The sequence below is a fragment of the Mesorhizobium sp. M1273 genome, from assembly GCF_040318195.1.
Lineage (GTDB): Bacteria > Pseudomonadota > Alphaproteobacteria > Rhizobiales > Rhizobiaceae > Mesorhizobium.
Window position 1 is genome coordinate 17854 of the sequence record NZ_JAMYLV010000013.1, and the last position, 26929, is coordinate 44782.

General features: G+C 63.9%; 23 protein-coding genes. 15 read left to right on the forward strand and 8 right to left on the reverse strand.

The genetic code is table 11. The features are described from left to right. Window positions 1-53 precede the first annotated feature (53 nt). The 7 genes from pncB (at window position 54) to NKH30_RS15835 (ending at window position 7792) form a co-directional block, all read left to right on the forward strand. Window positions 54-1358, forward strand: a complete 1305-nt coding sequence (gene pncB / locus NKH30_RS15805; RefSeq protein ID WP_352472380.1) for a nicotinate phosphoribosyltransferase — start codon at window positions 54-56, stop codon at window positions 1356-1358. 163 nt (window positions 1359-1521) lie between these two features. Then, window positions 1522-2961 carry a hypothetical protein gene (locus NKH30_RS15810; protein WP_352970343.1) on the forward strand — a complete coding sequence of 480 codons (1440 nt, stop codon included), beginning with the start codon at window positions 1522-1524 and terminating at the stop codon, window positions 2959-2961. Between the two features lie 162 nt (window positions 2962-3123). After that, window positions 3124-4428 (forward strand): ABC transporter substrate-binding protein, encoded by a 1305-nt coding sequence (locus tag NKH30_RS15815; RefSeq protein ID WP_352996103.1) that lies wholly within the window; start codon window positions 3124-3126, stop codon window positions 4426-4428. 86 nt (window positions 4429-4514) lie between these two features. After that, on the forward strand, window positions 4515-5396 hold the full coding sequence (locus NKH30_RS15820) for a branched-chain amino acid ABC transporter permease (protein WP_352455934.1): 882 nt from the start codon (window positions 4515-4517) through the stop codon (window positions 5394-5396). Then, a complete protein-coding gene (locus NKH30_RS15825) occupies window positions 5393-6355 on the forward strand; it encodes a branched-chain amino acid ABC transporter permease (protein ID WP_023676975.1) in 963 nt (320 codons plus the stop codon). The genes NKH30_RS15820 and NKH30_RS15825 overlap by 4 nt, the downstream gene beginning before the upstream one ends. After that, window positions 6352-7080, forward strand: a complete 729-nt coding sequence (locus NKH30_RS15830) for an ABC transporter ATP-binding protein (protein WP_023676974.1) — start codon at window positions 6352-6354, stop codon at window positions 7078-7080. Before NKH30_RS15825 ends, NKH30_RS15830 begins: the two co-directional genes overlap by 4 nt. Continuing rightward, a complete protein-coding gene (locus NKH30_RS15835; RefSeq protein ID WP_023676973.1) occupies window positions 7073-7792 on the forward strand; it encodes an ABC transporter ATP-binding protein in 720 nt (239 codons plus the stop codon). Before NKH30_RS15830 ends, NKH30_RS15835 begins: the two co-directional genes overlap by 8 nt. On the opposite strand, the gene NKH30_RS15840 is transcribed toward NKH30_RS15835, so the two are convergent. Then, window positions 7793-9220, reverse strand: a complete 1428-nt coding sequence (locus tag NKH30_RS15840) for a sodium:proton antiporter (protein WP_023676972.1) — start codon at window positions 9218-9220, stop codon at window positions 7793-7795. A 40-nt stretch (window positions 9221-9260) separates the two neighbouring features. Then, complete coding sequence (gene pncA, locus NKH30_RS15845; protein WP_023676971.1) at window positions 9261-9860, reverse strand: bifunctional nicotinamidase/pyrazinamidase; 600 nt, start codon at window positions 9858-9860, stop codon at window positions 9261-9263. Window positions 9861-10132: 272 nt separating this feature from the next. Here pncA and NKH30_RS15850 point away from each other — a divergent pair, with 272 nt between their 5' ends. The 6 genes from NKH30_RS15850 to NKH30_RS15875 are packed head-to-tail and all read left to right on the forward strand — an operon-like array spanning window position 10133 to window position 17197. After that, window positions 10133-10993 carry an FAD binding domain-containing protein gene (locus tag NKH30_RS15850; RefSeq protein WP_023676970.1) on the forward strand — a complete coding sequence of 287 codons (861 nt, stop codon included), beginning with the start codon at window positions 10133-10135 and terminating at the stop codon, window positions 10991-10993. Further along, window positions 10993-13749: a molybdopterin-dependent oxidoreductase gene (locus NKH30_RS15855; RefSeq protein WP_352996105.1), complete on the forward strand. Its 2757-nt coding sequence runs from the start codon at window positions 10993-10995 to the stop codon at window positions 13747-13749. Before NKH30_RS15850 ends, NKH30_RS15855 begins: the two co-directional genes overlap by 1 nt. Then, entirely contained in the window at window positions 13746-15290 is a 1545-nt protein-coding gene (locus NKH30_RS15860; protein WP_023676968.1) for a hypothetical protein, read from the forward strand. The genes NKH30_RS15855 and NKH30_RS15860 overlap by 4 nt, the downstream gene beginning before the upstream one ends. Then, entirely contained in the window at window positions 15287-16162 is an 876-nt protein-coding gene (locus NKH30_RS15865; RefSeq protein ID WP_352568538.1) for a UPF0280 family protein, read from the forward strand. The genes NKH30_RS15860 and NKH30_RS15865 overlap by 4 nt, the downstream gene beginning before the upstream one ends. Beyond that, window positions 16155-16739 carry an amino acid synthesis family protein gene (locus NKH30_RS15870; RefSeq protein WP_352568537.1) on the forward strand — a complete coding sequence of 195 codons (585 nt, stop codon included), beginning with the start codon at window positions 16155-16157 and terminating at the stop codon, window positions 16737-16739. Before NKH30_RS15865 ends, NKH30_RS15870 begins: the two co-directional genes overlap by 8 nt. Next, window positions 16736-17197 carry a MarR family winged helix-turn-helix transcriptional regulator gene (locus NKH30_RS15875; protein WP_352568575.1) on the forward strand — a complete coding sequence of 154 codons (462 nt, stop codon included), beginning with the start codon at window positions 16736-16738 and terminating at the stop codon, window positions 17195-17197. Before NKH30_RS15870 ends, NKH30_RS15875 begins: the two co-directional genes overlap by 4 nt. Before the next feature lie 68 nt (window positions 17198-17265). Here NKH30_RS15875 and NKH30_RS15880 read toward each other — a convergent pair whose 3' ends face one another. Genes NKH30_RS15880 through NKH30_RS15890 form a run of 3 tightly spaced genes read right to left on the reverse strand, consistent with a single transcriptional unit; the run spans window position 17266 to window position 21121 of the window. After that, on the reverse strand, window positions 17266-18231 hold the full coding sequence (locus tag NKH30_RS15880) for a substrate-binding domain-containing protein (protein WP_254815861.1): 966 nt from the start codon (window positions 18229-18231) through the stop codon (window positions 17266-17268). Further along, window positions 18228-19541 carry an ABC transporter permease gene (locus NKH30_RS15885; protein ID WP_352568536.1) on the reverse strand — a complete coding sequence of 438 codons (1314 nt, stop codon included), beginning with the start codon at window positions 19539-19541 and terminating at the stop codon, window positions 18228-18230. The genes NKH30_RS15880 and NKH30_RS15885 overlap by 4 nt, the downstream gene beginning before the upstream one ends. Next, on the reverse strand, window positions 19538-21121 hold the full coding sequence (locus NKH30_RS15890) for a sugar ABC transporter ATP-binding protein (protein WP_352568535.1): 1584 nt from the start codon (window positions 21119-21121) through the stop codon (window positions 19538-19540). The genes NKH30_RS15885 and NKH30_RS15890 overlap by 4 nt, the downstream gene beginning before the upstream one ends. 217 nt (window positions 21122-21338) lie before the next feature. On the opposite strand from NKH30_RS15890, the gene NKH30_RS15895 reads away from it, so the two are divergent. Together NKH30_RS15895 and NKH30_RS15900 are read left to right on the forward strand one after the other, a co-directional pair. Further along, window positions 21339-22358 (forward strand): LacI family DNA-binding transcriptional regulator, encoded by a 1020-nt coding sequence (locus tag NKH30_RS15895; protein ID WP_352970192.1) that lies wholly within the window; start codon window positions 21339-21341, stop codon window positions 22356-22358. Between the two features lie 254 nt (window positions 22359-22612). Continuing rightward, window positions 22613-23236 (forward strand): L,D-transpeptidase, encoded by a 624-nt coding sequence (locus NKH30_RS15900; RefSeq protein WP_352472366.1) that lies wholly within the window; start codon window positions 22613-22615, stop codon window positions 23234-23236. A gap of 156 nt (window positions 23237-23392) precedes the next feature. Here the strand turns inward: NKH30_RS15900 and NKH30_RS15905 are convergent, their stop codons facing one another. The 3 genes from NKH30_RS15905 to NKH30_RS15915 form a co-directional block, all read right to left on the reverse strand. Next, on the reverse strand, window positions 23393-24394 hold the full coding sequence (locus tag NKH30_RS15905; RefSeq protein ID WP_352970190.1) for an LLM class flavin-dependent oxidoreductase: 1002 nt from the start codon (window positions 24392-24394) through the stop codon (window positions 23393-23395). A gap of 155 nt (window positions 24395-24549) precedes the next feature. Then, window positions 24550-25710, reverse strand: a complete 1161-nt coding sequence (locus NKH30_RS15910) for an AI-2E family transporter (protein ID WP_352970188.1) — start codon at window positions 25708-25710, stop codon at window positions 24550-24552. Window positions 25711-25843: 133 nt separating this feature from the next. After that, window positions 25844-26905, reverse strand: a complete 1062-nt coding sequence (locus NKH30_RS15915; RefSeq protein ID WP_352970186.1) for an LLM class flavin-dependent oxidoreductase — start codon at window positions 26903-26905, stop codon at window positions 25844-25846. Window positions 26906-26929 lie beyond the last annotated feature (24 nt).

A 26929-nucleotide genomic window follows, 5' to 3' on the forward strand; every position in this document is an offset into this window, starting at 1 on the left:
TCCGGAATTGCGCTAGACAAAAGCTAGAGCGAGCAACGAAGGCGCATTAAGCGATGGCAAAGACCGATATAGCGCGGCGCGTCTACAATCACACCTGGAAGCTCGACCCGATCGTCCGCAGCTTGCTCGACACCGATTTCTACAAGCTTCTGATGCTGCAGATGATCTGGGGCATGTATCCCAAGGTCGACGCCACCTTCTCGCTGATCAACCGCACCACCTCGGTCCGCCTTGCCGAGGAGATCGATGAGACGGAGCTGCGCGAGCAGCTCGACCATGCCCGCACCTTGCGCTTCTCTAAGAAAGAGATGATCTGGCTCGGCGGCAACACCTTCTATGGCCGCAAGCAGATATTCGAACCGGAATTCCTCGCCTGGCTGGAAAATTTCCGGCTGCCCGAATACGAGCTTTCCAAGCGCGACGGCCAATACGAACTCGCCTTCAGCGGTCCGTGGATGTACACGACGCTGTGGGAGATCCCGGCGCTGGCAATTATCAATGAACTTCGATCTCGCGCGGCCATGCGGGCGTTCGGGCCGTTCGCGCTCGACGTGCTCTATGCCCGCGCCAAGGCCAAGATGTGGGCCAAGACCGAGCGGCTGAAGGCGCTGCCCGGCATCCGCATCTCGGATTTCGGCACCCGCCGCCGTCATTCTTTCCTGTGGCAGCGCTGGTGCGTCGAAGCGTTGAAGGAGGGCATCGGCGAGGCCTTCACTGGCACCTCCAACGTGCTGCTCGCCATGGACAACGATCTCGAGGCGCTCGGCACCAACGCGCATGAGCTGCCGATGGTGTTCGCCGCGCTCACCAATTCGGAAAAGGAATTGAAACGGTCGCCCTACAACGTGCTGCAGGACTGGCAGCGCTACTACGGCGGCAACCTGCTGATCGTACTGCCGGACACCTTCGGCACCGCGGCGTTCCTGCGCGATGCACCGGACTGGGTCGCCGACTGGACCGGCTTCCGCCCCGACAGCGCGCCGCCGATCGAAGGCGGCGAGAAAATCATTTCCTGGTGGCGCGAAAAGGGCAAGGACCCCAAGCAGAAGCTGCTCATCTTCTCGGATGGGCTGGAGGTCGAGACCATCGAGGAAACCTATCGCCATTTCCGCGGCAAGGTGCGCATGTCCTTCGGCTGGGGCACCAACCTGACCAACGATTTCGAGGGCTGCGCGCCGACCGAGACCAACCGGCTAGACGCCATCTCGCTGGTCTGCAAGGTCACCGAAGCCAACGGCAGGCCGGCGGTCAAGCTTTCCGACAATCCGGCCAAGTCGACAGGCGACGAGAAAGAGATCGAGCGCTATTTGCGCATCTTCGGCCAGAAGGACCGCGTGGAGCAGTTGGTGAAGGTGTGAAGTAGGGGAACTCTTGCGTAGTATGAGTTCCTTCGCGCCCCCCTCTGTCCTGCCGGACATCTTCCCCGCGAGGGGGGAGATTGCGCCCTCATTGCTGCTTTCGCCAATTGCTGAAGTTGCAGAAGGAGAGCCGACGGCGGAACCGCCGATCTCCCCGCTTGAGATGTCCGGCAGGACAGAGGGGGGCGCTGTAGAGCGCTGCATTTCGGCAATCAGGCCCTTTCCCGGCCTCGTCGCTTCCTTGGAATTCCCATCCACGCCCGCCTTCGCCCACGCCTCCGACCGCGGCCATGTCCTGCTGCTTCCCACCGGCTACTACGTCGTCGGTGGCGCGCTCGCGGTTGCCGCCAGCTTCCTTGTCCTGGCTCTACTGCCGCCGGACTCCCTCGACCGCTTCTGGCGCAAACGCCTGCCGCTTTTTACCTTCGGCGACGGCGCGCGGACTGCCGTCAGCCTGGTATCCTTTGTCGGCTTTGCAATTCTGATTGCCGCCGGCCTGTTCGGCAGCCGCGATCCGCTTTCCAATCCGCTGCCGCTGACCGTGTGGACGCTGCTCTGGGTTGGCCTGGCTCTGTTGCAGGGGCTCGCCGGCGATCTCTGGTCGTGGCTCAACCCCTGGTACGGGCCATGCCGCGTCGCCTCGCGCCTGTCCGGCAGAACGCAGCCGAATCTGCTCCCCCAACGGCTCGGCTATTGGCCGGCTTTCCTGCTGTTCTTCGCCTTCGCCTGGTTCGAGCTGATCGACCCTGCGCCAGACGATCCGGCGCGGCTGGCCTGGGCCGCCGGCGCCTATTGGCTGCTGACCTTTGCCGCTATGCAGGTCGTCGGATACCGCAACTGGAGCCTGCGCGGTGAGTTCCTGACGGTGTTCTTTTCCATGGTAGCGCACTTCGCCATCATCGAGCGCAACGAAGACGGCCGGCTCAAACTCTGCTGGCCGGGTGCCAAGCTGCTCGGTGGCGCGCCGCTACCGCTCAGCGGCGTCGCTTTCCTGCTGCTTGCGCTGTCGTCTGTGTCCTTCGACGGCCTGTCGAAAACCTTCTTCTGGCTAGGCTGGTTCGGCATCAATCCGCTGGAGTTTCCTGGACGCACCGCTTTGATCGGCATCGGCAGTTTCGGTCTTGTGCTGAGCTTTGCCGTGCTTGCGGCCGTGTTCGCGCTAGCCGTCTTTCTTGGCCAGCACCTTGCCGGCAGCAACCATTCGCTCGGTCACGCCGCCGGGCTTTTGGCCTGGTCGATCGTACCGATCGCGCTCGCCTACCACTTCGCGCATTATCTGACGGCGCTGCTGGTCGACGACCAATATGCGATTGCCGCTCTCTCAGACCCGTTTGCGCTTGGCTGGAACCTGTTCGGTACCGCAGACATGTCAATTCAAGCCGGCGTTGTCGCCGGCGCCGGCTCGGCGTGGTGGCTGTGGAACCTCCAGGCCGGCGTCATCATTGGCGGCCACATGCTTGCTGTGCTTGTCGCCCATGGCTTGGCCTGGCGGCTGCACGCCATTCCGGCTCGCGCCGCGCTCAGCCAGTTCCCGCTCACCGTGCTGATGATCGCCTACACCGTCCTCGGCCTATGGCTGCTTGCGACGCCGAGCGCCGGATGAACGAGGTGTGCGATGGCCGTCAATCGAACCTTGGGGAAAGCTCGCTTGCCACGTCAGAGCTTTGGTGATTTAGTTTGTACACATGCAATTTTCGCCCCTCTTAACAAGAGTGGCCTGCCTGCTACAGCCATTGGTCAAAGCTCAAAAACAAGGGGAACTGCCGTGACTGACAAGAATGGGTTTTTCGATCTCTCCAGATCCGCTCTCACCCGCCGCACGGCGCTGAAGGGCCTTGCCGCCGGCGCCGGTCTTGCCGTCGCGCCGGGTTTCGTGCGTTACAGCCAGGCGCAGAGCTCGGCGCCGATCAAGATCGGCTTCCAGTCGCACCGCACCGGCATCGGCGCCGCCTATGGCCGCTGGTACGAGAAGACCACAGCGGCTGCCGTCAAGGCGATCAACGATGCCGGCGGCATCAACGGCCGACCCGTCGAGGTGATCATCGAGGATGACGGCACCGATCCCGGCCGGGGCGCCGAAGTCGTCGGCAAGTTCGCCTCTCAGCACAAGACCGATATCGTCTACGGCACGCTGTTTTCGCATGTCGTCATCGGCTCGGCGCCGGCTGCCGGCGAGGCCAAGATGCCCTATTTCGTTGTCAGCGAAGGCCACCACGTCGCCTCGACCAAATTGAACCGCTACGTCTTCCAGCCCGGCATCACCGATGTGAAGAGCCAGATCCAGTCGATGGCGCCGTGGATTGCCGCCAATGCCGGCAAGAAGGTGACGCAGATCTTCCCCGATTTCGCTTTCGGCTACGACCATCGCGACTACCTGCCGCCGGCCCTGAAGGCGCAAGGCGCCGAGGTCATTGCGCAGATCGCGATTCCGCCGACGGAATCCTCCTTCACCAAATATTTCCCGCAGATCCCCGCAGAGACCGAGGTGATCTACCACGTCATGGTCGGCCCGGCGGTGCTCACCTTCGTCAAGGAGCTCGGCGAGTTCTACGGCTCCAATCGGCCGCAATTGTTCGGCTTCATCGATTCGCTCGAAGCCACCGACATCAACAGCCCCGGCCTCGAATTCCTCGACGGCAGCCATTTCTGGGAAGGCTCGCCGCGTTATGCGCAGCCCGATGACTCCCCTGCGCAGAAAGCCTACCGCGCCGCCGTCGGCATCGACGACAATGGTGCCGCCGTCGGCGACCCCAAGGACGTCTCCACCGCCGCGCACATGTTCGGCTGCTGGGAAACGCTCTACGTCGTCAAGAAGGCGATGGAGGATGCCGGCTACAAGGGCCCGGAAGACCGCGCCAAGCTGGTCGAGGCGACCGAGGCGTTGACCGAGTTCGCCGAGGGGCCGGAGCACCCGCAAGGGCCGAAAACCTTCAACGGCAAGATCCACCAGTGCTTTGGCATCCAGAACATCTCCAAGGTTGAAGGCGGCCGGCTGAATGTCGTCTACAAGACCAAGATCGAGGACGGCCTCTACGAGCCTGAGGGGGATTACACGACGCAGACGCTGTGAGCTTGGCTGCTGCAGCAAGCGTGAGCGCCAAGATACCCCCCTCTGGCCAGAGGGGGGTGCTTCGCGCATCCGCCGGTGCTTAGGCGATGCACTTCGGACCTCACCTGCTCCTCGCCGCCCTCGAAGGCCTCGTCACCTCCGCAGTGCTGGCGCTGACGGCGCTTGGGCTGTCGCTGGTGTTCGGCGTCATGCGCGTCGTCAATGTCGCGCATGGCGAGTTCTTCATGCTGGGCGCGGTGCTTGCCTGGGCGATCTCAACGGCGATATCCGGCCATCCGGCGCTCGGCTTCCTGGCCGCCCTGGTGCTGGCGCCGCTGATCGTCGGCCTGATCGCGCTGCTCGCCGAACGGCTGGTGCTGCGCCGGCTCAACTACAATCCGGAAGCCACCATCGTCGCCACCATCGGCATGCTCTACATCATCCAGCAATTGGCGCTGACCTTCTACGGCCCGGAGGCGCGGCCGGTGGAGCCGCCGTTCAGCTACCGCATCCTCCTGCCGTGGTTCGGCTATTCCGGCTACAAGCTGTCGATCATCGCCGCGTCGGCGCTGCTGCTGGTCGCGACCTGGCTGGTGCTGACGCGCACGAAAATCGGCCTCGTCATGCGCGCCACGCAATATGACAGCGAGACGGCGCAGGCCTTCGGCATCCCGGTGACGAGAGTCTATGCCGGTGTTTTCGCGCTCGGCGCCATGCTGGCTGCTGTCGCCGCGGTGCTGATCGTGCCGATCAGCCAGGCCCACTATCTGATGGGACAGGACCCGCTGTTGCTGTCGTTCATCGTCGTCATCATCGGCGGCCTCGGCTCGCTGCGAGGCACGGTCGTCGCCGCGGTGCTGATCGGCCTTTCCGACGGCATCATCTCGGTGTTCTTCTCACCGACGCTGGCCAAGATCATCGCCACCTTGCTCGTCGCCATGGTGCTGGTGTTCCGGCCGCAGGGCCTGTTCGGGACGACATCGCGATGAAGGATGCTTCGCCGGCAAAGCCATATGCGCTGCACCTCGGCGTCATCGCCCTGCTTTTCGGGCTTAGCTTCGTCCTGCCGGAATACCATCACGGCCTGCTCGCCCGCATCATGGTGCTGGCGGTCTTCGCCATGGGCTACAATCTGCTGTTCGGCTATGTCGGGCTGCTTAGCCTCGGCCATGCCATGTTCTTTTCAGCCGGGCTCTATGGCGCCGGCCTTGCCGTCATCCATCTCGGCTGGAGCGTGCCGGCCGCCTTCGCAGCCGGGCTTGCCTGCGGCGCGCTTCTCGCGCTGGTGATCGGGCTGCTGGCGCTGCGCACCTCCGGCGTCGCCTTCATGATCGTCACTATGATGTTCGCGCAGGTATTCTATCTCGTCATCCTCTATTTCGCTGCCTGGACCGGTGGCGACCAGGGCATGGTCGTGCCGCAGCCGATGCGTGTCCTTGTCCTGGGCAGCACGTCGCTCGACCTCACCAACCCGACCGTGCGCTATATGAGCGCGCTGGCACTGTTCTCGATCGTGCTGCTCATAAGCCTGGCGATAGTCCGCTCCGGCTACGGTCGCGTGCTGGTCGCCATCCGCGAGAACGAAGAGCGGACCAAAATGCTTGGCTATGATACATTTTCCAACAAGCTCGCCGCCGTCGTCATCTCAGGCAGCATCTGCGCGGCTTCCGGCGCGGCCTATGCGCTGCTGTTCGGCTATGTCGGCTCGAGCTTCGCTTCGGTGCAATATTCCATCCTGCCGCTGCTCTGGGTGCTGCTGGGCGGTGCCGCTACCACGCTCGGTCCGCTGATCGGCACGCTGTTCATGTATTATGTCATCGATGTCGCCAGCGGCTACACCTCGGCCTATCTGCTGATCGTCGGCATAGCGCTCATCCTGCTGGTGCTGTTCTTCCCGAGAGGCATTCTCGGCAGCATCCGCCAGCGCTGGCTCGGGTGGTTGCCATGATGCCGCTGCTCACCACCAAAGGCCTGTCGCGCAGTTTCGGCGGCTTGCGCGCCGTCGACGGCGTCGACTTCGCGCTGATGCCGGGCGAGATCCGCGCTGTCATCGGCCCCAACGGTGCCGGCAAGACCACCTTCGTCAGCCTGGTCAGCGGCCGCATCCAGCCCTCGTCGGGCATGATCGTCTTCGACGGCGCGGACATCACCAATCTGCCGGCCTACGCCAGGGTTCGCCTTGGCGTCGCCTACACTTTCCAGATCACCAGCGTCTTTGCCAATCTCAGCGCCTACGACAATGTTGCCCTGCCGGTGCAGCGCACGCTGACCGACGGCCGCTCGAAGGGCGCGGTTCACACCGGCGTCATGGCCGCGCTCGAGCGTACCGGCCTTGCCGACCGCGCCGACATGCCGGCCGGGCAGCTGTCCTACGGTCACCAGCGGTTGCTGGAAGTGGCGATGGGACTGGCACTGAAGCCGCGGCTGCTGATCCTCGACGAACCGACGCAAGGGCTGGCCGACAGCGAGATCGATAATTTCATCGAGCTGGTGCGCGAGATCGCCGATAGCGCCACCGTGCTTTTGATCGAGCACAACATGCCGGTGGTCATGCGGCTCGCCGACCGCATCACCGTCTTCAACGCCGGCAGGATCTTGGCTGAAGGCACGCCCGAGCAGATCCGCGCCAATGCCGCGGTGCAGGACGCCTATCTGGGGACGACCCATGGCTGAGGCCCAGTCCAAGGCACTGACGATCTCCGGGGTCGACTGCTTCTATGGCGAGGTCCAGGTGCTCTATGGCCTCGATCTTGTCTTGAACGAGGGCGAAGTGCTCTGCCTGTTCGGCCGCAACGGCGCCGGCAAGACGACGACGCTGAAGGCAATCATGGGCCTGGTGCCGGTAAGCTCAGGCTCGATCCGGCTCGAAGGGCGGGAATTGACCGGCTTGCCGGCGCACGAGGTGCCCAAGGCCGGCCTCGCCTACGTGCCGCAGGGCCGGCGGCTGTTCGCCGAGATGACGGTGGCTGAAAACATCGAGATCGGCCTGATGGCCCGCAACAAGGGCAAGGCGACGCGCGAAAACGTGCTCGATCTTTTTCCGCTGCTGCGCCAGCGCCTCAGGCAGCGTTCCGGCACGCTGTCCGGCGGTGAGCAGCAGATGCTGGCCATGGCCCGCGCCCTGTGCCTGGAACCACAGGTGCTTCTGCTCGACGAGCCGACCGAAGGGCTGATGCCGTCGATGATCGCCAAGATCCGCGAAACGGTGTCGAAGCTGCGTGCGCTTGGCGTGTCGACAATTCTTGTCGAGCAGCGCGTCGATGCCGTGCTCTCGGTCGCAGACCGCGTTTGTTTCATCGAAAACGGCCGCAACCGCGAGACGGTCGACGTTGAGGAGCTGCGTGCCGATCCCTCGGCGGTCCGTCGCTATGTCGGCGTCGGATGATCAGGCAAAGAACAGCAAGCCGGCAAGCAGGAATGTCGGGATCAGCACCGCGCCCGACCATGCCATATAGCCAAAGAAGCTCGGCATCTTGATGCCGCGATGCCTGGCAATGGCATAGACCATGAAATTCGGCGCATTGCCGACATAGGTGTTGGCGCCCATGAACACCGCGCCTGCCGAGATCGCCGCCAGCGTCGAGGCGAACTCGGTCATCAGATGCTGCGCATCGCCGCCAGCCAGCTCGAAGAACACCAGATAGGTCGGCGCATTGTCGAGGAAGGACGACAGCGCTCCGGTCAGCCAGAAATAGGCAAGGTTGTCCGGCGCGCCGGTCGGCGAACTGACCAGCAGCACCAACGGCGCCAGCGCGCCGTCGAGCCCGGCCCGCAATATGGCGACGACCGGCACGATGCAGATGAAGATGCTGGCGAACAGCTTCGCCACCTCGGCAATCGGCCCCCAGTTGAAGGCGTTTGCGCCGCGAAACTCCTTCGGCGAGACGACAAGCGAAGTGAAGGCCAGTATCAGGATGGCGGCGTCGCGCACCAGATTCTGCAGCTCGAGGCTGACGCCCTGAAAAGAGAAACTCACTCCCGGCTTCCAGGCAGCGGAAATCAGGATCGCGGCGATTACGCCGGCCAGCAGCGGGATGTTGGCCAGGCCGCGAATGCGCACCTTGCTGTCGGGCGTCGGATCCTTGATCTTCGGCGCGCCTTCCTCCCGGCGATGCATGATGATGTCGATCGCCAGGAAAACAGCCAGCACCACGCCGGCGACGAACAGCGTCTCGGGCAGCAGGTGAACTGTCGTCCAGAAGAAATCGACGCCGCGCAGAAAGCCGACGAACAGCGGCGGATCGCCCAGCGGCGTTAGCGACCCGCCGATGTTGGAAACCAGGAAGATGAAAAAGATGACGACATGGGCGTTGAAGCGCCGGTTGTCGTTGGCGCGGATGAGCGGCCGGATCAGGATCATCGAGGCGCCGGTTGTGCCAATGATCGAGGCAAGCAGCGCCCCTCCCAGCAACAGCCCGGCATTGACCAGCGGCGTGCCGTGTATGTTGCCGGCAACGAAGATACCGCCCGAAATGGTGAACAGCGCAAACAGCAGGATGATGAACGACATGTATTCGGTGAGCAGCGCATGCAGCACCGCCTGCGTGGCGGACGGGATGCCGAAGGCGATGGCCAGCGGCCCGATCACCAACGCTGCCCAGAAGGCAGCGATCTTGCCGTAATGGTGCTCCCAAGCATGATGGAACAGCAGCGGGCCGGTCGCGATGCAAAGCAATAGCCCGGCAAACGGCAGCACCCACCAAAGCGACATGGCGGCGCCCGGCAATTCGTGCGCTTCGGCCGCGAGAACCGCTCTCGGAGAAAAGATTGCTGCAATAAGTGCAGCACTTGCCGTCAACGCCGCAAACCGCATGAAGCCCCTCAAAAGTCTGTCAGGTTCGGGTGGATGACGTTCAAATCAGTGTCACGCCGGCATCGCGCATCCGGCCCAGCATCCTCTCCACGGAGCCGTTGAGATCGATGCCGCGGCAGGCGTCGAGCCGCACGGACGTCTCAAAACCGAGCTTGACTGCGTCGAGCGCCGAAAAGGCGACGCAGAAATCCGTCGCCAGGCCGACCAGGGTCAGCGTCTCGATGTTCCGATCCCGGAGATAGCCGGCAAGGCCGGTCGGCGTCGTCCGGTCGTTCTCGAAGAATGCGGAATAGCTGTCGATCGCAGGACGGAACCCCTTGCGGATCACCAGCTCGGCCTTGCTCCAGGCGAGGCCCGAATGGAAATCCGATCCCAGGCTGCCCTGGATGCAGTGATCCGGCCACAGCGTCTGGTGGCCATAAGGCACGTCGATCGTTTCGAACGGGTGCTTGCCGGGGTGGCTGGAGGCAAAGCTCGAATGGCCGGCAGGGTGCCAGTCCTGCGTCAGCAGGACGTGCTCGGTCCGCCGGATCAGGTCATTGACCAACGGCACGATTTCGTCGCCACCGGCCACTTCAAGGGCGCCACCCGGGCAGAAATCGTTCTGCAGGTCGATAACGACAAGCGCTTCGTCGGCCATGGAGCCTCCTTATTTTCTTGGTCTTGAGCTTAGGCTCCAATGAAAACGCGACCGGACGCAGAAACTTGACCAGATGGCCGGCTGCGTCAACCTCTCATGGCATAACAAATGCGTTCCGGGTGCACCGGTGCCAACAGCCGTGCAAACTCTGGCTTTGACAATTCCTGCCGGCTTGATATCATTTGCATACGAATGAATTTCCTGCCTTGAATGCTCGGGAAAATCTTTCGGCAGGATCCCCTCTCGGGAAGCCCATTCTGGGAAGGCAAAGCGTGATCCGTTACGCAAAACCCACCACGGTCGACGACGCCCTCGCTTTGCTGGGCGAAGGGCAATGGCGCATCCTCGCCGGCGGCACCGACTTCTATCCGGCACAGGGCAGCAAGCCTTTCCGCGACAATGTCCTCGATATCAATGGCCTGGTGGCATTGCGCGGCATTGCCGAAGCCGAAAACCATTGGCTCGTCGGCGCGCGCACCACCTGGACCGATCTCGTCCGCCATCCTCTGCCGGCGGCTTTCGACGCGCTGAAGCAGGCGGCGCGGGAAGTCGGCTCGGTGCAGATCCAGAACGTTGCCTCGATTGCCGGCAATCTCTGCAACGCCTCGCCGGCCGCCGACGGCGTGCCGCCGCTGCTGGTGCTCGATGCCGAAGTCGAACTGCGTTCCGCTGTGGCGACCCGGCATCTGCCCCTTGCAGAATTCATCCTCGGCAACCGTCGCACCGCACTGCAGCCCGGCGAAATGGTCATGGCAATCCGCATTCCCAAACCCGCGACCGCCGGCAGCTCCGCCTTCGTGAAACTCGGCGCGCGGCGTTATCTCGTCATCTCCATCGCCATGGCCGCCGCACGCCTGGCCGTCGAAGATGGTAGGGTCAGGAACGCGGCCGTCGCCGTCGGTTCCTGCTCGGTTGTCGCCAGGCGCCTGGCGGGTGTCGAGGCGGCGCTACGCGGCCGGCCCGTCGGCCACGCGCTGGCCACTGCGATCCAATCCGCACCGATGGACGAGCTGTCGCCGATCGGCGACGTGCGCGGCAGCGCCGAATATCGGCTGGACGCTGCGCGCGAGATCGTCGCCCGCGCCGTGCTTGGTGCGATGGGCGCTGTTCCCGACGAAAGGGCGGCGGCCTGATGGACATGGAGCGCGCCGACATCGCCTTCGAAGTCAACGGCGCCGCCGTCAGCGTTTGCGTGCCGCCGGTGCGGCGGCTGTCCGCGGTGTTGCGCGACGAACTGCGGCTGACCGGCACCAAGATCGGCTGCGATGCCGGCGATTGCGGCGCCTGCACGGTGCTGGTCGACGGCGAGCCGGTCTGCGCCTGCCTGATGCCCGCGGCTTCCGCCTCCGGCACCGTGGTGACGACCGTCGAAGGCCTCGCCAATGGCCGGTTGTCGGCGCTGCAGGCTTCGTTCCTCAGCCATGGCGCAGCGCAATGCGGCGCCTGCACGCCCGGCCTGCTGGTCGCGGCAACGGCACTCCTGGACAGGACGCCTTGCCCGAGCGAGGCCGAAACGCAGGATGCACTGGGCGGCGTGCTCTGCCGCTGTACCGGCTACCGCAAGATCGTCGCCGCGGTGATGGATGCTTGGCGCCACGCCGACGGTCTCGATCAGCGCATGCCATCCTCTGGCCATGCCGTCGGCTCCTCCCCGATCCGCCTCGATGGCCTTCCGAAAGTCACTGGCGGCGAAAAATTCGGCGGTGATTCATTCCCGGCCGACGCATTGTCGGTGTTGGTGGTCCGCTCGCCGCATTATCATGCCGCTTTCACTTTTGGCGATCTCGGCAGCTGGGTGAAATCCCGTCCTGGCATTGCCGGCGTCTTCACCGCCGCCGACATTCCGGGAAAGAATTGTTTCGGCGTCATCGCGCCCTTCGCCGACCAGCCGGCGCTGGCCGAAGGGGTTTCGCGCTTTCGCGGTGAGGCGGTGGCGCTGGTCGCCGGCGAACGCGAGGCTATCCTCGATCTCGACCTAGCCGATTTCCCTGTCAGTTGGACCGAGTTGCCGCATTTTCTGGAAACTGGCGAAGCGCAGGCCGGCGGTGCGCAACTAGTCCATGAAAACCGGCCCTCGAACCTGCTCACCTCCGGCTTCGTGGAGCGTGGCGACCCCGAAGCCGCGCTCGCCGGTGCGGCTTTCGCCGTTTCCGGCGCCATCCACACTTCCTATGTCGAGCACGCCTATATCGAACCGGAAGCCGGCTATGCCTTCATGGACGGCGACACGCTGGTCGTCGTCGCCTGCACGCAGGCGCCCTATATGGACCGTGACGACACGGCAAAAGTGCTCGGCCTTGCCCCGGAACAGGTGCGCATCGTGCCGACCGCCACCGGCGGCGGCTTCGGCTCCAAGCTCGACGTCTCGCTGCAACCGCTCATCGGCCTCGTCGCCATGAAAACCGGCCGGCCGGCGGCGCTCGCCTACAGCCGCACCGAATCGATGATCTCGACCACCAAGCGCCATCCCGCTCAGATGAGAGCGAGCATCGGCGCCGATGCCGACGGCCGCATCACCGGCATGGTCTTCGCCGGCGATTTCAACACCGGCGCCTATGCCAGCTGGGGGCCGACGGTCGCCAACCGCGTGCCGGTGCACGCCTCCGGCCCCTATGCGACGCCGAACTATCGGGCCGAAGGCCGCGCCATCCACACCAATGGCCCGATTGCCGGCGCCTTTCGCGGTTTCGGCGTGCCGCAGGCGACGATCATGCAGGAGACCCTCTATGACGACCTGGCCGACAAGCTCGGCATGGATCGGCTCGACTTTCGCCTGAAGAACTGCCTTCGGAACGGATCCGAAACAGTCACCGGCCAGCGGCTCGAGTCGGGCGTCGGCATCGCCGACTGCCTCGAGGCCCTGCGCTCACATTGGCGGCGTGCCCTAACTGACGCCGACGCGTTCAACGCCCGTAGCAGCGGCGAAAAAAAACGCGGCGTCGGCGTCGCCTCTTGCTGGTACGGTTGCGGCAACACCTCGCTGCCCAATCCGTCGACCATCAAGGTCGGCATCTCGGCATCGGGCGAAGTCGTCCTGCATCAGGGGGCGGTCGATATCGGGCAAGGTTCGAACACTGTCATCGCGCAGATCTGCGCCGACGCGTTGGGTCTTCCGCTTGAAAAGCTGCGGCTGAAAGGCGCCGACACGGCGATCACCCCCGACGCCGGCAAGACGTCGGCCTCGCGCCAGACCTTCGTCACCGGCAAGGCCGCCGAAAAGGCCGGCCGCGCCTTGCGCGATGAGATCTTGCATTTCGCCAATGTCTCGGAAAAGGCGGCGATTGCGCTGGACGGCACAAGTCTGAGCATCGGGGAAGGCGAAGCGACGCGCCGCATCGATCTTTCCTCGCTGAAGGCAGACGCCGAAGGCTTTGTCTTCCGTGCCGAGGAAAGCTATGACCCGCCGACGCTGCCGCTCGATGCCAAGGGCCAAGGCAAGCCTTATGCCGTCTATGGCTATGGCGCCCAGATCGCCGAACTGGAAGTCGACCTCAGGCTCGGCACCGTGAAGCTTATAAAAATCACCGCCGCGCACGATATCGGCAAGGCCATCAACCCTTTACTGGCAGAGGGCCAGATCGAGGGTGGCATCGCCCAGGGCATCGGCATGGCGCTGATGGAAGAATATATCCCCGGCCGCACCGAAAACCTGCACGACTATCTGATCCCGACGATCGGCGACGTGCCACCGATCGAGACCATCCTGATAGAAGTTCCGGATCCGGAAGGACCCTTCGGCGCCAAGGGTTTGGGCGAGCATGTGCTGATCCCGACGGCGCCGGCGATCCTCAACGCCATCCGCCACGCCACCGGTGTGCTGGTCACCAAAATTCCGGCGACGCCGACCCGCATTCGCGCCGCCATCCTCGACAAGGAGGCGCGCCGATGAGCGAGCTTGCCGAACGCTTCGAGACACACGATCCCGGCGAGAAGCTGGTGGCCGAGAAGATCCGCTGCGATGCCTGTCCGGTCATGTGCTACATCGCCGAAAGCCGCACCGGCGCCTGCGACCGCTACGGCAATGTTGGCGGCAGGATCGTGCGGATGGATCCACTGACCATCCTCGACCACGCGGCCGAGACCGGCGCCGCAATCGTACCCTTTGCCGAAGAAGGCGAGACATGGGACGGCGAACTGGTCAACACCGGCCGCCGCTTCGTCACCGCCATCGGCGCCGGCACCACCTATCCCGATTACAAGCCGGCGCCCTTCATCGTCAGCCAGGAGGTCGAGGGCGTCGATCTGGTCACCGTCGTCACCGAGGGCATCTTCTCCTATTGCGGCGTCAAGGTGAAGATCGACACCGACCGTCATATCGGCCCCGAAACGGCGACGGTCCGTGCCCAAGGAGAGGCGATCGGCCATGTCACGACCGGCGAATACGGCTCGCAGATGCTGTCGCTGGGCGGCGTACATCATTTGACCGGCGGCTCGAAGGCTGAAGGGCGCGCCACCTGCGACGCCATGCTCGCCCTGTGCAACCGCAAACCGGTTGAACTCGTCATCGACGGCGGCGCCACCGTCATCGTCGAAGCCGGCAAGCCGCCGGTCATCGACGGCAAGCTCGAGCAGCGCATGCGCGTCGGCTGCGGTTCGGCTACCATAGGCATGTTCGCGACCCAATGGCGCGGCCTTGTCGACGAGGTGGTGGTGGTCGATGACCACATCACCGGCGTCGTCTCCGAGCATCAGGCCGGCAAGGTGCTTGGCTGGCAGGATACCGGCATCAAGATCATCGGCCGCCGTTCGACGCCGGGCCGTTATTTCAAGGTGTCGGAGCCCGGCCTCGGCTGGGGCGGCACCAGCATTTCCGACCCGCTGTCGATCCTTGGTGAATGGAACGCCAAAAAGGGTGCGCGCCCCGGCATGTCGCTGCTGATGGTCTCGACCACCGGCGAGCAATTCGCCTATTACGAGCTCGACGACGAACTGAAGCCGGTCCAGAAACCGTTCCCGGAGCGGCTGCGGAAGTCGGTCGAACTGATCGAGGACAATTGCGAGCCGGCGCTCTGCACCGTGCTTTTCGTCGGCGGCGCCGGCGGCTCGCTGCGCGCCGGCGTCACCGAGAACCCGGTCAATCTGACCCGCTCGGTGCAGGGCTTGACGACCTATGTGACGGTCGGCGGCGCGCCGGTCTATGTCTGGCCGGGCGGCGGCATCACGCTGATGGTCGACGTCACCCGCGTCCCGGAAGGCGCCTTCGGCTATGTGCCGACCCCGGCGCTGGTGGCGCCGATCGAGTTCACCATGCGCCGCGACGATTATGTCAGGCTTGGCGGCTACGAAGGCGAAATCCGCAGCGTCGACGATATCCTGGCCAAGGGCGGCGAATATCTCAATCCGCGCCGCGGCACGGCCGCACCCCGTGACAATCCCTGGCCGCCGCTGGCGCAGTTGCGTCGCGCGGCCGCAAACGGGGCCGGGCGATGAACGGCCCGCAGGCGCATTGGCTCGAGGACGGCCGGAGGCTTCACCTCAATCATGGGCCGATCGACCTGATCGTCGAGGCATTCGGCGAGGCGAGTGAATGCAGCGCCGCATATCGCCAGGCAGTGGCGCGCTTCCAGACAATCCTGCCCGAACTGGTCGAAGAGTTGCCGGAACTGCGGCGCCCGGCCGCCTCGCGGCCACGTGCTTTCGCTGGCCCGACGGCGCGCCGCATGGAAGCGGCAGTCGTTCCGCTAGCGAAACAATTCATCACACCGATGGCGGCCGTCGCCGGCTCGGTAGCCGACGAAGTGCTTGGCGCGCTGCTTGCCGGCCGCCGGCTCGAGCGCGCCTATGTCAACAATGGCGGCGACAGCGCGATCTATCTCGGCCACGGGCAGTCGATGACGCTTGCCATTGCCGGGACAGGTCATGGGTTGGCAGATCGTCTCACGATCCGCCCCGAAGACGGGATCCGCGGTGTCGCGACAAGCGGCTGGCGCGGCCGCTCCTTTTCGCTGGGCATCGCCGACGCGGTCACGGTGCTGGCGCGAACGGGTGCTGAAGCCGATGCCGCCGCGACCTTGATCGCCAACGCCGTCGACCTGCCCGGTCATCCGGCCGTTAGGCGCGTTCGGGCGCGCGATCTCGCACCTGACAGCGATCTCGGCGACCGTTTGGTGACGCAGGGCGTGGGGCCGCTTTCCGCCCTTGAAATCGATATTGCACTGGAAGGTGGATTTGCCGGTGCCGAGGAGTTTCGGCGGCGCGGCCTGATTGCCGCCGCGGCGCTTTTCCTCGGCGGTCAGGCACGCATCGCAGGTCCGATGGCACTCGCCAATAAGGTTTTAGAGAGGGAAATTGCTCATGCCTGAGTTTCCGATCCGCAAGATCGCCGTGCTGACCGAAGAGATTTTTCACGAAGGCGGGCCGGTGGCGAAGGTGCCGCGACGCCGCGCGGCGGCCATGGCCGTGGTCAAGAACCCGTTCGCCGGCCGTTACGTCGAGGAACTGCAGAGCGCCATGGAGGATTTGAAGCCGCTCGGGCTGCTGCTCTCCGACAGGCTTGTTGCCGCATTGGGCGGCGACGTCAAACAGATCGACGGTTACGGCAAGGGCGCCATCGTCGGCATGGCGGGCGAGCTGGAGCATGGCGCGCTGTGGCATGTGCCGGGCGGCTATGCCATGCGCGAACGGCTCGGCGACGCCAAGGCGATCGTGCCCTCGGCGAAGAAGGTCGGCGGCTTCGGCGCGCGGCTCGATGTGCCGCTCGGCCACATCAACGCCGCCTATGTGCGCAGCCATTTCGATGCCATGGAAATCGGCATCAGCGATGGCCCCCGTCCCGACGAGATCCTGTTTTGCCTCGCCATGACCTGCGGCCCGCGCGTGCACGACCGCATGGGTGGGCTGGCGGCCAAGGACATTAAGGCATGGGATGGGCTGCGGTGAGCGCCGAGGACAATCTGCTCAAGCTGGTCGAGGCCGAGGAGCCTGACGAAAACGACTATCGCTTGCAGGAGCAGGTCGGCTTCATCCTGCGCAAGGCGCATCAGCGCCATGTCTCGATCTTCGCCGCACACATCGCCGATCTGACGCCGCCGCAATTTGCCGCTTTGGCCAAATTGCACGACGTCGGCGAGACCTCGCAGAACCAGCTTGGCAGCCTGATCGCCATGGATGCGGCGACCGTGAAGGGCGTCATCGACCGGCTGAAAGCGCGTGGCTTTGTCGAACTTAGCAAACACGAAGTCGACAAACGGCGCCTGCTGGTCAATCTGACCGCCGAGGGGCGCGACGCGATCGAGCGGCTGATTCCGCTTGCCCGTGAGATTACGCAGGAAACGCTGGCGCCGCTTTCCGCCAAGGAAGCGGCCATTTTCATGAAGCTACTGGCCAAGCTGGCTTGAGCTGCTGCCTGCCGGCATTTGGTTGTTGTTCCTGCCGGGCGCTGAACGCCCGGCAGGAAAGCCTCGTCTCAGAGGCCGTTGTCCTTCAGGATCTGGGCGGCATTTTCCTTGGTGATCTTCTGCGTCGGCAGGGTGATGGTCTTTTCCACCTTCTCCCCGTTCAGGAACTTGATCGCCTGCCGCAGCCCTTCGGCGCCCGGCGTCACATAAGTGAACGTCGCCGTCAGCTCGCCATTGGCGACCAGCTGCACGCCTTCATTGGGCAGGCCGTCGATGCCGATGAACTTGATGTCCTTCTCACGTCCGACGTCCTTGGCGGCAAGATAGGCGCCATAGGCCATCGGATCATTGTGGCCGTAGACGAGATCGATTTTCTCGTTGTTGCGCAACGCCGTCGCCATGATGTTGTAGGCCTGGTCCTGCTTCCAATCGCCCGACTGCTGGTCGAGCAGGTATTTTATGCCCGGCTCCTTGTCGGTGAATTCATGGAAGCCGTCATGGCGGTCGTGTGCCGGCTGGGTGCCCATGCCGCCCCAGATCTCGACGACGTTGCCGGCGGCCTTGCCCTTGCCGCCAAGCAGCTCGACGGCATATTCACCGGCAGCCCGGCCGATCAGCTTGTTGTCGCCGCCGACGAACTGCGTGTAGTCGTTGGTTTCGACGTTGCGGTCGAGCACGAAGACGGGGATCTTGGCATCGATCGCCTGCTGCACGACACCGGTCAGGCCGGCGGATTCTTTCGGTGATACCAAGAGCGCATCGACCTCCTGACGGATAAGGTTTTCGACATCGGCGACCTGCTTCTCGGTCTTGTCCTCGCCGTCGGTGATGATCAGCTCGACTTCCGGATGCTTGGCCGCTTCGGCCAGGATGTCCTTGTTGAACTGAGCCCGCCAGGGTTCGATGGTCGTCACCTGCGAGAAGCCGATCTTCCACTTCTTGTCCTGCGCATGGGCGCCGCCGGCAAGCATGGCGGTCGTGGTCAGGAGTGCCGCTGTCAGCCCGGCGAGCTTCAACAATTCACGTCGTTTCATTTCTTGTTTCCTCCAATATTCAGAGACGCGGTCTCTTGCGACGGCCGCTTTGCCGCGGCCGTTTCCTTGTGCGCTTGCCCACCGGGCAGTCGCAGATAGAAGAGAAGATCACCGGCACTGCGCTCCTGTACGAGCACGGTACCGATGATGATCATCCCCTTCAGCACCAGCTGAAGGTTCGAATTGATGTTGTGCAGCTGCAGGATGTTCGAGAGCAGCCCGAAGATCAGCACGCCGCAGAACGTCCCGGTCAGGCTGCCGCGTCCGCCCATCAGGCTGGTGCCACCGATGACCACGGCGGCAATCGCGTCGAGCTCCAGCCCGGCGCCGGCGTCCGGCTTGCCTTGCCGGTACTGCGCGACATAGAGCACCGCCGCGATGCCGGCCAGCAGCCCTGACACGGCATAGGTGGCGATCTTCACGCGGCCGGCGGCGATGCCCGACAGCCGCGCCGCCTCCTCATTGCCGCCGATCGCATAGACATAGCGGCCGAACGGGGTGAAGCGCAGCACGGCGCCGTAGATCAGGATGGCGCCGAGGAAGAACAGGCCCGGCATCGGGATCACGCCGAATACCAGAGTGCGCAGCATTTCGAAATCGGCGGTGGCATTCGAGCCGGTGTAGACCGGCAGCACCGCATTGTTCTGGCCGGCTGTCAGCCGGGCGATGCCGAGCGCAGTGACCATCATCGCCAGCGTCACGATGAAGGGCTGCAGCCGCCCGGCGACGATGATGAAGCCGTTGAGCGCGCCGAACAGCAGGCCGACGCAAGGCGCCACCAGCAGCACGCCGAGCACGCCGAATTTTGAGCCCACCTGCGGCAGCAGGAACCACAGCACCAGACTGCACAGGATCACCCCGACAATGCCGGGCGTCACCAGCCCGCGAACGCTGTCCAACCTGATGTCGTGCGTGGCCTGCGCGCCGGCGCGGGATTTTTCGATGTTCAGCAGGATGAAACGAGTGACGAGAATGCCGAGGCAAAGGGCTGCCAGGGCAACTGTCGGCACCCCCAGCACCACCGCCGGCGTCACGCCGGGGACCGTCAGCAGCATGGCACAGACGACCGTGCAGATAGCCATCAGCGAGCCGACGGAAAGGTCGATACCGCCGGTGATGATCACCGCAGTCATGCCGGTGGCAATCAGCCCGGTGGTCGACACCTGGCGCAGCACATCGAGCAGGTTGCCGTAGGACAGGAAGATGTTGTTGCCCTTGGAGCTGATCGGCGAGCCGAGCACGCCGATCAGGAAGATGGCGATCAGGCCCCAATAGAGCTTCGTCCGGGACAGGATATGCAAAATGCTCATGCGGCAGGCCTCGTCATCGTCCGTCGCGGCGCCGCAAGCCGCATGATGGCCTCCTCGCTGGCTTGCGCGCGGGACAGGATTCCCGTCTGGCGGCCGTCGGCCATGACCAGGATACGGTCGGAAAGATGCAGCAGCTCCGGCAATTCCGAGCTGATCACGGCGATCGCCAGCCCGTCTCGCGCCAGCTTGAAGATGAGATCGTAGATTTCCCGCTTGGCACCGACATCGATGCCGCGTGTCGGCTCGTCGAGCAGCAGCACCCGCGGCCTCGTCGCTAGCCATTTGCCGATGACGACCTTCTGCTGGTTGCCGCCGGACAGCGTGCCCGCCGGCTGCTCGACGGTCTCGCAGCGAATGCCGAGCGCCTTGACGGCGTCCCGTGCCAGCCCTTGCTCACCGGCCAGCGAGCGCACGCCGAACCGCGCCAGCGCGCCGACCAGCGGCAGCGCGACATTGTCGGTGATCGAGGCCTCGAGATGCAGGCCTTGCGTCTTGCGGTCTTCCGTGACCAGAGCGATGCCGAGCCGGCGCGCATCGCGCGGCGAACGGATTTCTACTGCCTCGCCATCGAGCCTGATCTCACCGCCGGCACGTCCGCCGCTGGACCCGAAGATGGTTTCCAGGATTTCAGTACGGCCCGAGCCCAGCAGCCCGCCGATACCGAGGATTTCTCCTGCGGCAAGATCGAAGCTGACGCCATCGAGCACGGTGCGCCAACCATGGCGATTGGGCTTCGACAGCGACAGCTCGCTTACGGACAGGACCGTGTTGCCACCGGGGATGCGGTGCTCCTGGGAGGAAGCAAGCAGGTTTCGCCCGACCATCGCCGAAATTATGGCGTCTTCGTCGAGCTTGTCCATCGCCCGCGTCAGGACGTGGCGTCCATCGCGAAACACGGTGACGCGGCTGGCCAGATGCATGACCTCGTCGATGCGGTGCGAAATGTAGACGATCGCCACGCCGCTGTCGGCGAGCTGGCGGATGATGCGGAACAGCCGCTGGCATTCGGCCGGCGAAAGCGCCGAGGTCGGCTCGTCCATGATCAGAATGCGCGCCGACATCGACAGCGCCTTGGCGATCTCGACCAGCTGCTGTTCGCCGACGCGCAAGGCACCGACGCGCGCATCCGGGTCGAGCTCGATGCCGAGCCTTTGCAAGAGCGCGCCGGCAGCGCGGCTGCTCGCCTTGCGGTCGACGATCAGCCCGGCGATCAGCTTCTCGCGGCCGAGAAAGATATTGTCGGCGACGCTAAGTTCGGGAACGAGGTTCAGCTCCTGGTGGATGATGGCGATGCCGGCGCGCTCGGCTTCGCGGACGCCGGCAAAGCGCACCGGATAGCCATCGATACTGACCGTTCCGTTATAGTCCGTATAGACGCCGGACAGGATCTTCATCAGCGTTGACTTGCCGGCGCCGTTCTCGCCCATCAGCGCATGGACCTCGCCGCGCCGCAGTTCGAAGCCGACATCGACGAGCGCGGCGATACCGCCGAAGGACTTGGAGATGTGCTCGGCGCTCACTACGATAGCCGAGCCGTCCGCCGTAGCGCCTTGCGCAGGGATGGAATTGCCGTGCTGCATGACAAGGACGGCCTCCCTCCGTCGTCACGGAACACCTCAAACGCTAATCTAAACGTTTCGATCATGTCAAGGCAATATCTGGAGCCTGAGATTGTTCCATTTCAATTCTTGCGCAAAATCATAAGATTCCGTACGTATTGCTACCGTGGAGTGGTGAAACGTTTCGAAAATGACAGCGTCAGGACGAAAAAAGCAGCGCAAATTCACTGCTCCGACTATGCTTCATGTGGCCGAGGCCGCGCGTGTTTCCGTGGCCACCGTATCGGCGCTGATCAACGGCACCGCGACCGTCAGCCCCGAGCTCAGCCAGCGCATCGAACAGGCGATCCGCGACATTGGCTATAAGCGCAACGCCATCGCCCGCAGCCTGAAGATGGGCACCACACGCACCATCGGGCTCACCGTCCCACACATCACCAATCCGTTCTTTACCGACGTGGTTTCGGTTATCCAGCAGGCTTTCGACCGGGCCGGCTACGCCGTCATGCTGTGCTGCACCGACGAGCACCTGAACACGCAGGACGACCAGATCAGGCTGTTGCTCGACCGCATGGTCGACGGACTGATCGTCGCGCGTGTCGGTGACGGCGCGATCCTCAAACGGATTGTCGACGACGCCAATGTGCCGGTCGTGCTGCTCGACCGTGTTTGCCAGGGTGTCGACACCGATGCCGTCGTTCTCGACAATCAGCGCGCGGTGTTCGACGCCATCAATTACCTGATCGATCTCGGCCATCGGCGCATCGGCTACATCTCCGGCTCGTTCGATATCTCGCCGATGCATGACCGCATGGCGGGATACCGCGAGGCCCTCCAGGCCGCCGGCCTGCCGGCCGAGGCCGAACTCGTCCGCTTCGGCAACTTCCATGAAGTCGACGGCTACAACGCCACCATGCAGCTGCTTTCGCTGCACGACCGGCCGAGCGCCATCTTTTCGGCCAACAACCCGATGGTGATCGGCACCATGAAGGCCATTCGCGATATCGGCCTGTCCTGTCCGGAGGATATTTCGGTCGCCTGCTTCGACGACTTTCCGTGGTCGGATGTGTTCCGGCCGCAATTGACCACGGTCGCACAGCCGGTGCAGGCGATTGGCGAACAGGCGGCCAATCTGCTGCTCGACCGGCTCGCCGGAAACAGGGATGCGCCGCCGCGCAAGCTGACGCTCAAGGGACGCTTGATGATCCGCAATTCATGCCGTCCGCTAGGTGCAACTGCGCAGAGCGTCAGCGCGTAGCGCTTGGGCTCTGTTCAGAAACTTTGCAATGCCGGACGGACAGCGCTCCCTCTGTCCTGCCGATCCCGGGCCTTCGCAGCCACTACGGGCGTTCGTCTTTCGAAAACCGAGCAATTGAAAGACGCGGCGCCGATCGAGCCAAGTGGCCAACAATCAGCCAGCCGACAGTCAGGAAAATCTTGGCAATCGAAGCATGTCGGTTTAGGAATATGACGAGATGCGACTGATCGTTCACACGGGCGCCGGCTTGAGTCATGCGCGTGAAATCGATCCTAATCGGGCTGGGACTTGCTGGGATGGTCGCATTCTCCGGCTGCACCACCGGCGGAGCGTTACAGACCTTTCCCCAGGCCTATGGCGGCCTCACCGACGCCGGTTTTCGCGTTCCGCCGGTTCCGATCTACAAGGTTGACCAAAAGTTCCATCGGCAGACAGTGCCTTATGCGACTGATGAGGCGCCGGGCACCATCATTGTCGATACAGGAGCGAAGTTCCTCTACTACGTGCTGGGAGACGGTCAGGCACTGCGCTACGGCATCGGCGTCGGCAAGGCGGGCTTCGAGTGGCATGGCACTGCTCACGTTGCGAGGAAGCGCGAATGGCCGGATTGGAGCGCGCCGTCTGCGATGATCGTGCGCGAGCAGAAGCGAGGCCGCATCATACCGGCCCATATGGAGGGCGGACTCATGAACCCGCTCGGGGCGCGGGCGCTCTATCTTTTTAACGAGAAAGGTGACACTGGATATCGCCTGCACGGTAGCCCCGAATGGTGGTCCATCGGCAAAGCCGTGTCTGCGGGCTGCATTCGCCTCATGAACCAGGACATCATCGATCTCTATGACCGCGCCACAATTGGCACCAAGGTGATCGTCATTTAGTGGACGCCGCGTTTCCCGCTAACGGACGAGCATGACGGATCGAAAAGCTCCGCGCAAAACGCGCGAAATGTTCGCGATGTCTTCGCACACCTGTTCGCGATGTTCCCTGCCTAAGGCCGGCCTTGCCCGCAGCAGAGGCAAGTGGCGAACCAACTCTCAGGCAGCTTCCGACAGCGATTTGTGAGCGTCGGCCAGGATCTCGAACGAGCGCACCCGCGCCGCATGGTCGAAAATCTGCGCTGTGACCATCAGCTCGTCGGCCCCTGTGCGGCGCACAAACGCCTCGATGCCTTGCCTGACTCTTTCGGGAGAGCCGACGACGGCGCAGGAAAGCGCCTGGCCGAGCATGGTCTTGGCCATAGGGTCGAGGTCGCGCTCATATCCTTCGACCGGCGGCGGCAATCGGCCGGGCCGGCCGGTGCGCAGATTGACGAAGGCCTGCTGCAGCGAGGTGAACAACAACCGCGCCTGGGCATCGGAAGGAGCGGCGAAGACGTTGAGGCCGAGCATCACATAAGGCTTGTCGAGCTGCTCCGAAGGCTGGAAACGCGAGCGGTAGATCTCCAGAGCATGGTCGAGCTCGGCCGGCGCAAAATGCGAAGCGAAAGCGTAGGGCAGGCCGAGCATGGCGGCAAGCTGCGCGCCGTAGAGGCTGGAACCGAGAATCCAGATCGGCACCTTTTCGCCTTCGCCGGGCACCGCGCGGATGCGTTGGCCGTCTTCGGCCGGCTGCAAGTAACCCATCAGCTCGATGACGTCCTGCGGGAAATTGTCGGCGCCAGCGTCGAGGTTACGGCGCAGCGCCCGTGCCGTGGCCATGTCGGTGCCGGGCGCCCGGCCGAGGCCGAGATCGATGCGGCCAGGATGCAGAGCGTTAAGCGTACCGAACTGCTCGGCGATGACCAGCGGGGAATGATTGGGCAGCATGATGCCGCCGGCGCCGACGCGTATCGTATTGGTGCCGCCGGCCACATGGGCAATGACCACCGAGGTGGCGGCGCTGGCGATGCCCGGCATATTGTGGTGCTCTGCCAGCCAATAGCGCCGGTAACCCAGCCGCTCGGCATGACGGGCGAGATCGAGCGAATTGGCGAGTGACTGTGAAGCGTTGCTGCCTTCGACGATCGGCGACAGGTCGAGAACGGAAAGAACGGTCATCGGCGCGGGTTTCCTGTGGGCCGAAGGGATGTAGGAAGCCGTTGCCGAGGCGGCAAATTCAAAATGTTGATGGAGCGCTGAGGGCACAACGGACGTGCGACCGATGCAAGGTCGTGATCCGCACCAATCGGGGGCGCTTTTGACCCTTTAAGCCGCTACTTTTTCGCCTCGTCAATTTCTTCGTCCTCGATCGCTGCCGTGTGCTGCGCCGCCAGGAAATTGCCGACATGGCTGAGACCGTCGAAATGATCGCAGAACACCTTGATGACGACCAGCAGCGGCACCGCCAGCAGCGCGCCGACGAAACCCCACAGCCACGACCAGAAGGCGATGGCGATGAGGATCGCCACTGCGTTGATTTCGAGACGGCGCCCGACCACCGTCGGCGTCACGAACTGGCCTTCGACGACATCGCACATAAGGACGAAGGCCGGCGCCAGCAGCGCATAGGAAATCGTGTCGAAGCTTATCAGCGCGATGATCGTAACCAGCGTGATGGTGGTCAGCGCCCCGATATAGGGCAGGAAATTGAGCAGAGCCGCTGCCGCGCCCCAGACCTGCGCGTTGGGCACGCCGAGCGCCCACAGGCCGAGCCCGATGACCACGCCGAGACATGTATTGATGACCGTGACAGTAAGCAGATAATGCGAGATTTCACGTTCTACGTCGTAGACGACGCGCAGCGCCCGCTTCTTTTCGCTGAGACTGGGGAAGGACTGGACGATCTTTTCATAGAACATCGTGCCCGAGGCGAGCAGGAACAGCGACAGGACGAAGACGATGGTAACGCTGGCGCCGGCCGACAGCACATTGCCGGCGGCCTGCGAGAGAATACCGGATGGCGCCGTCGCCACCCTCTGAACGCCCGGCTCCTGGGATGTCTGTGTCAGGCCCTCGATCTGGCGCGAAATCTCCACGATCCGTTCGAACGGACGGCGCAGTTGTGCCAGACGTTCGGTAAGCTGCTGGCCGATCGTCGAGGTGTTGTTGATGAGGTCGATGACCGGGCCGCTGAGCAGATATCCCGCGACGGCGACGAGGCAGAACGAAAGCAGCACCAGCAGTGTCGCTGAAATGACATCGGGCATGCCATGCTTGCGCAGGAAGCGAACGATCGGCGTCAGCGTCAGCGCCAGCAGGAAAGCCAGAATGACCGGCATGAAGAAGGCGCGGGCGAAGTAAAGCGCGTAGATCGCCATGAGGATGAAGATGCCGACGAGCAGCGAACGCATCAGATGCGCATCCGCCCGCGCCTCGACGCGCGGATCCGGGCTTTCGGCAGCGCTTGCGCCCGAAGCGTCGGGTTCGGCTTTCATTCTGACCCTCGGCGGCACACCGCGATTGGTGCAGACCGTTGGCGAAAACGCCTCTGTCGCTTCAAGGTTCCGTTAGCCGGCGTCACCGGCCAGGCCGCCTCGCGGCCTTGCCGGTGAATCAGGTGACTGGGAATCAGGCAACCGGCGCCGCCACGGCGGGAACGGCCTTCGCAGTTTCCCGGCGCACGATCGGCGCCACTTTGGTTCCGTAGAGTTCGATGGCCTTCATCACCTTGGCGTGCGGCATGGTGCCGATCGCCATTTGCAGCAGGAAGCGGTCGTTGCCGAATATCCTGTGCTGGGCAAGGATCTTCTCGGCCACCTGTTCTGGATTGCCGACGAACAGCGCGCCGTTTGGGCCGCGCGATTGGTCGAAATGTGCCCGCGATGTCGGCCCCCAGCCGCGCTCGCGGCCGATGCGGTTCATCACCTCGGCCTGCGGCCCGTAAAAATCGTCGGCTGCCTGGTCCGTGCTGTCGGCAATGAAGCCGTGCACGTTGAGACTGGTGGCAAGGCTTGCCGGATCGTTGCCGGCGCGCCTGGCTGCATCCCTGTAGATGTCGAACAGCGGTGCGAACCGCGCCGGCTCGCCACCGATGATCGCCAGTGCCAGCGGCAACCCGAGCACGCCCGCGCGGGCGACGGATTGCGGTGTTCCACCGACGGCGATCCAGATCGGCAATTTGTCCTGCAAGGGCCGGGGATAGACGCCACGATCATTGATCGGCGCGCGCAGACGGCCCGACCAGGTCACCTTGACATGGTCGCGGATGGCGAGCAGCAGGTCGAGCTTCTCGGCGAAGAGTTCGTCATAATCTTCGAGATTGTAGCCGAACAGCGGAAAGGATTCGATGAACGAGCCGCGCCCGGCCATGATCTCGGCACGGCCGCCGGACAGAAGATCGAGGGTGGCAAACTGCTGGAAGACGCGCACCGGATCGTCGGAGGACAGCACGGTGACAGCGCTGGTCAGCCTTATGCGCTTGGTCCGTTCGGCCGCCGCCGCCAGCGCCACCGCCGGAGCCGAGGCAGCATAGTCGGGACGGTGGTGCTCGCCGAGACCAAAGACGTCCAGCCCGACCTGGTCGGCGAGCTCGATCTCCTCGATCAAATTGCGCAATCGCTCATGCGCACCGATCGCACCGGGACCCGGTTCCGGGCTGACGTCGGCGAAGGTGTAGAGACCGAGTTCCATACTGTCATCTCAGCGTTTTGTCTT

What these genes read in the sequence shown, in the direction of transcription:
- NKH30_RS15870 (WP_352568537.1), top strand. Translation starts at nt 16,155, where the DNA reads ATGCCTGAGTTTCCGATCCGCAAGATCGCCGTGCTGACCGAAGAGATT.
- NKH30_RS15905 (WP_352970190.1), bottom strand. Translation starts at nt 24,394, where the DNA reads ATGACCGTTCTTTCCGTTCTCGACCTGTCGCCGATCGTCGAAGGCAGC.
- NKH30_RS15830 (WP_023676974.1), top strand. Translation starts at nt 6,352, where the DNA reads ATGATGCCGCTGCTCACCACCAAAGGCCTGTCGCGCAGTTTCGGCGGC.
- NKH30_RS15890 (WP_352568535.1), bottom strand. Translation starts at nt 21,121, where the DNA reads ATGCAGCACGGCAATTCCATCCCTGCGCAAGGCGCTACGGCGGACGGC.
- pncA (WP_023676971.1), bottom strand. Translation starts at nt 9,860, where the DNA reads ATGGCCGACGAAGCGCTTGTCGTTATCGACCTGCAGAACGATTTCTGC.
- NKH30_RS15835 (WP_023676973.1), top strand. Translation starts at nt 7,073, where the DNA reads ATGGCTGAGGCCCAGTCCAAGGCACTGACGATCTCCGGGGTCGACTGC.
- NKH30_RS15900 (WP_352472366.1), top strand. Translation starts at nt 22,613, where the DNA reads ATGCGCGTGAAATCGATCCTAATCGGGCTGGGACTTGCTGGGATGGTC.
- NKH30_RS15860 (WP_023676968.1), top strand. Translation starts at nt 13,746, where the DNA reads ATGAGCGAGCTTGCCGAACGCTTCGAGACACACGATCCCGGCGAGAAG.
- NKH30_RS15820 (WP_352455934.1), top strand. Translation starts at nt 4,515, where the DNA reads ATGCACTTCGGACCTCACCTGCTCCTCGCCGCCCTCGAAGGCCTCGTC.
- NKH30_RS15840 (WP_023676972.1), bottom strand. Translation starts at nt 9,220, where the DNA reads ATGCGGTTTGCGGCGTTGACGGCAAGTGCTGCACTTATTGCAGCAATC.
- NKH30_RS15855 (WP_352996105.1), top strand. Translation starts at nt 10,993, where the DNA reads ATGGACATGGAGCGCGCCGACATCGCCTTCGAAGTCAACGGCGCCGCC.
- NKH30_RS15910 (WP_352970188.1), bottom strand. Translation starts at nt 25,710, where the DNA reads ATGAAAGCCGAACCCGACGCTTCGGGCGCAAGCGCTGCCGAAAGCCCG.
- NKH30_RS15895 (WP_352970192.1), top strand. Translation starts at nt 21,339, where the DNA reads ATGCTTCATGTGGCCGAGGCCGCGCGTGTTTCCGTGGCCACCGTATCG.
- NKH30_RS15880 (WP_254815861.1), bottom strand. Translation starts at nt 18,231, where the DNA reads ATGAAACGACGTGAATTGTTGAAGCTCGCCGGGCTGACAGCGGCACTC.
- pncB (WP_352472380.1), top strand. Translation starts at nt 54, where the DNA reads ATGGCAAAGACCGATATAGCGCGGCGCGTCTACAATCACACCTGGAAG.
- NKH30_RS15810 (WP_352970343.1), top strand. Translation starts at nt 1,522, where the DNA reads ATGTCCGGCAGGACAGAGGGGGGCGCTGTAGAGCGCTGCATTTCGGCA.
- NKH30_RS15915 (WP_352970186.1), bottom strand. Translation starts at nt 26,905, where the DNA reads ATGGAACTCGGTCTCTACACCTTCGCCGACGTCAGCCCGGAACCGGGT.
- NKH30_RS15885 (WP_352568536.1), bottom strand. Translation starts at nt 19,541, where the DNA reads ATGAGCATTTTGCATATCCTGTCCCGGACGAAGCTCTATTGGGGCCTG.
- NKH30_RS15825 (WP_023676975.1), top strand. Translation starts at nt 5,393, where the DNA reads ATGAAGGATGCTTCGCCGGCAAAGCCATATGCGCTGCACCTCGGCGTC.
- NKH30_RS15865 (WP_352568538.1), top strand. Translation starts at nt 15,287, where the DNA reads ATGAACGGCCCGCAGGCGCATTGGCTCGAGGACGGCCGGAGGCTTCAC.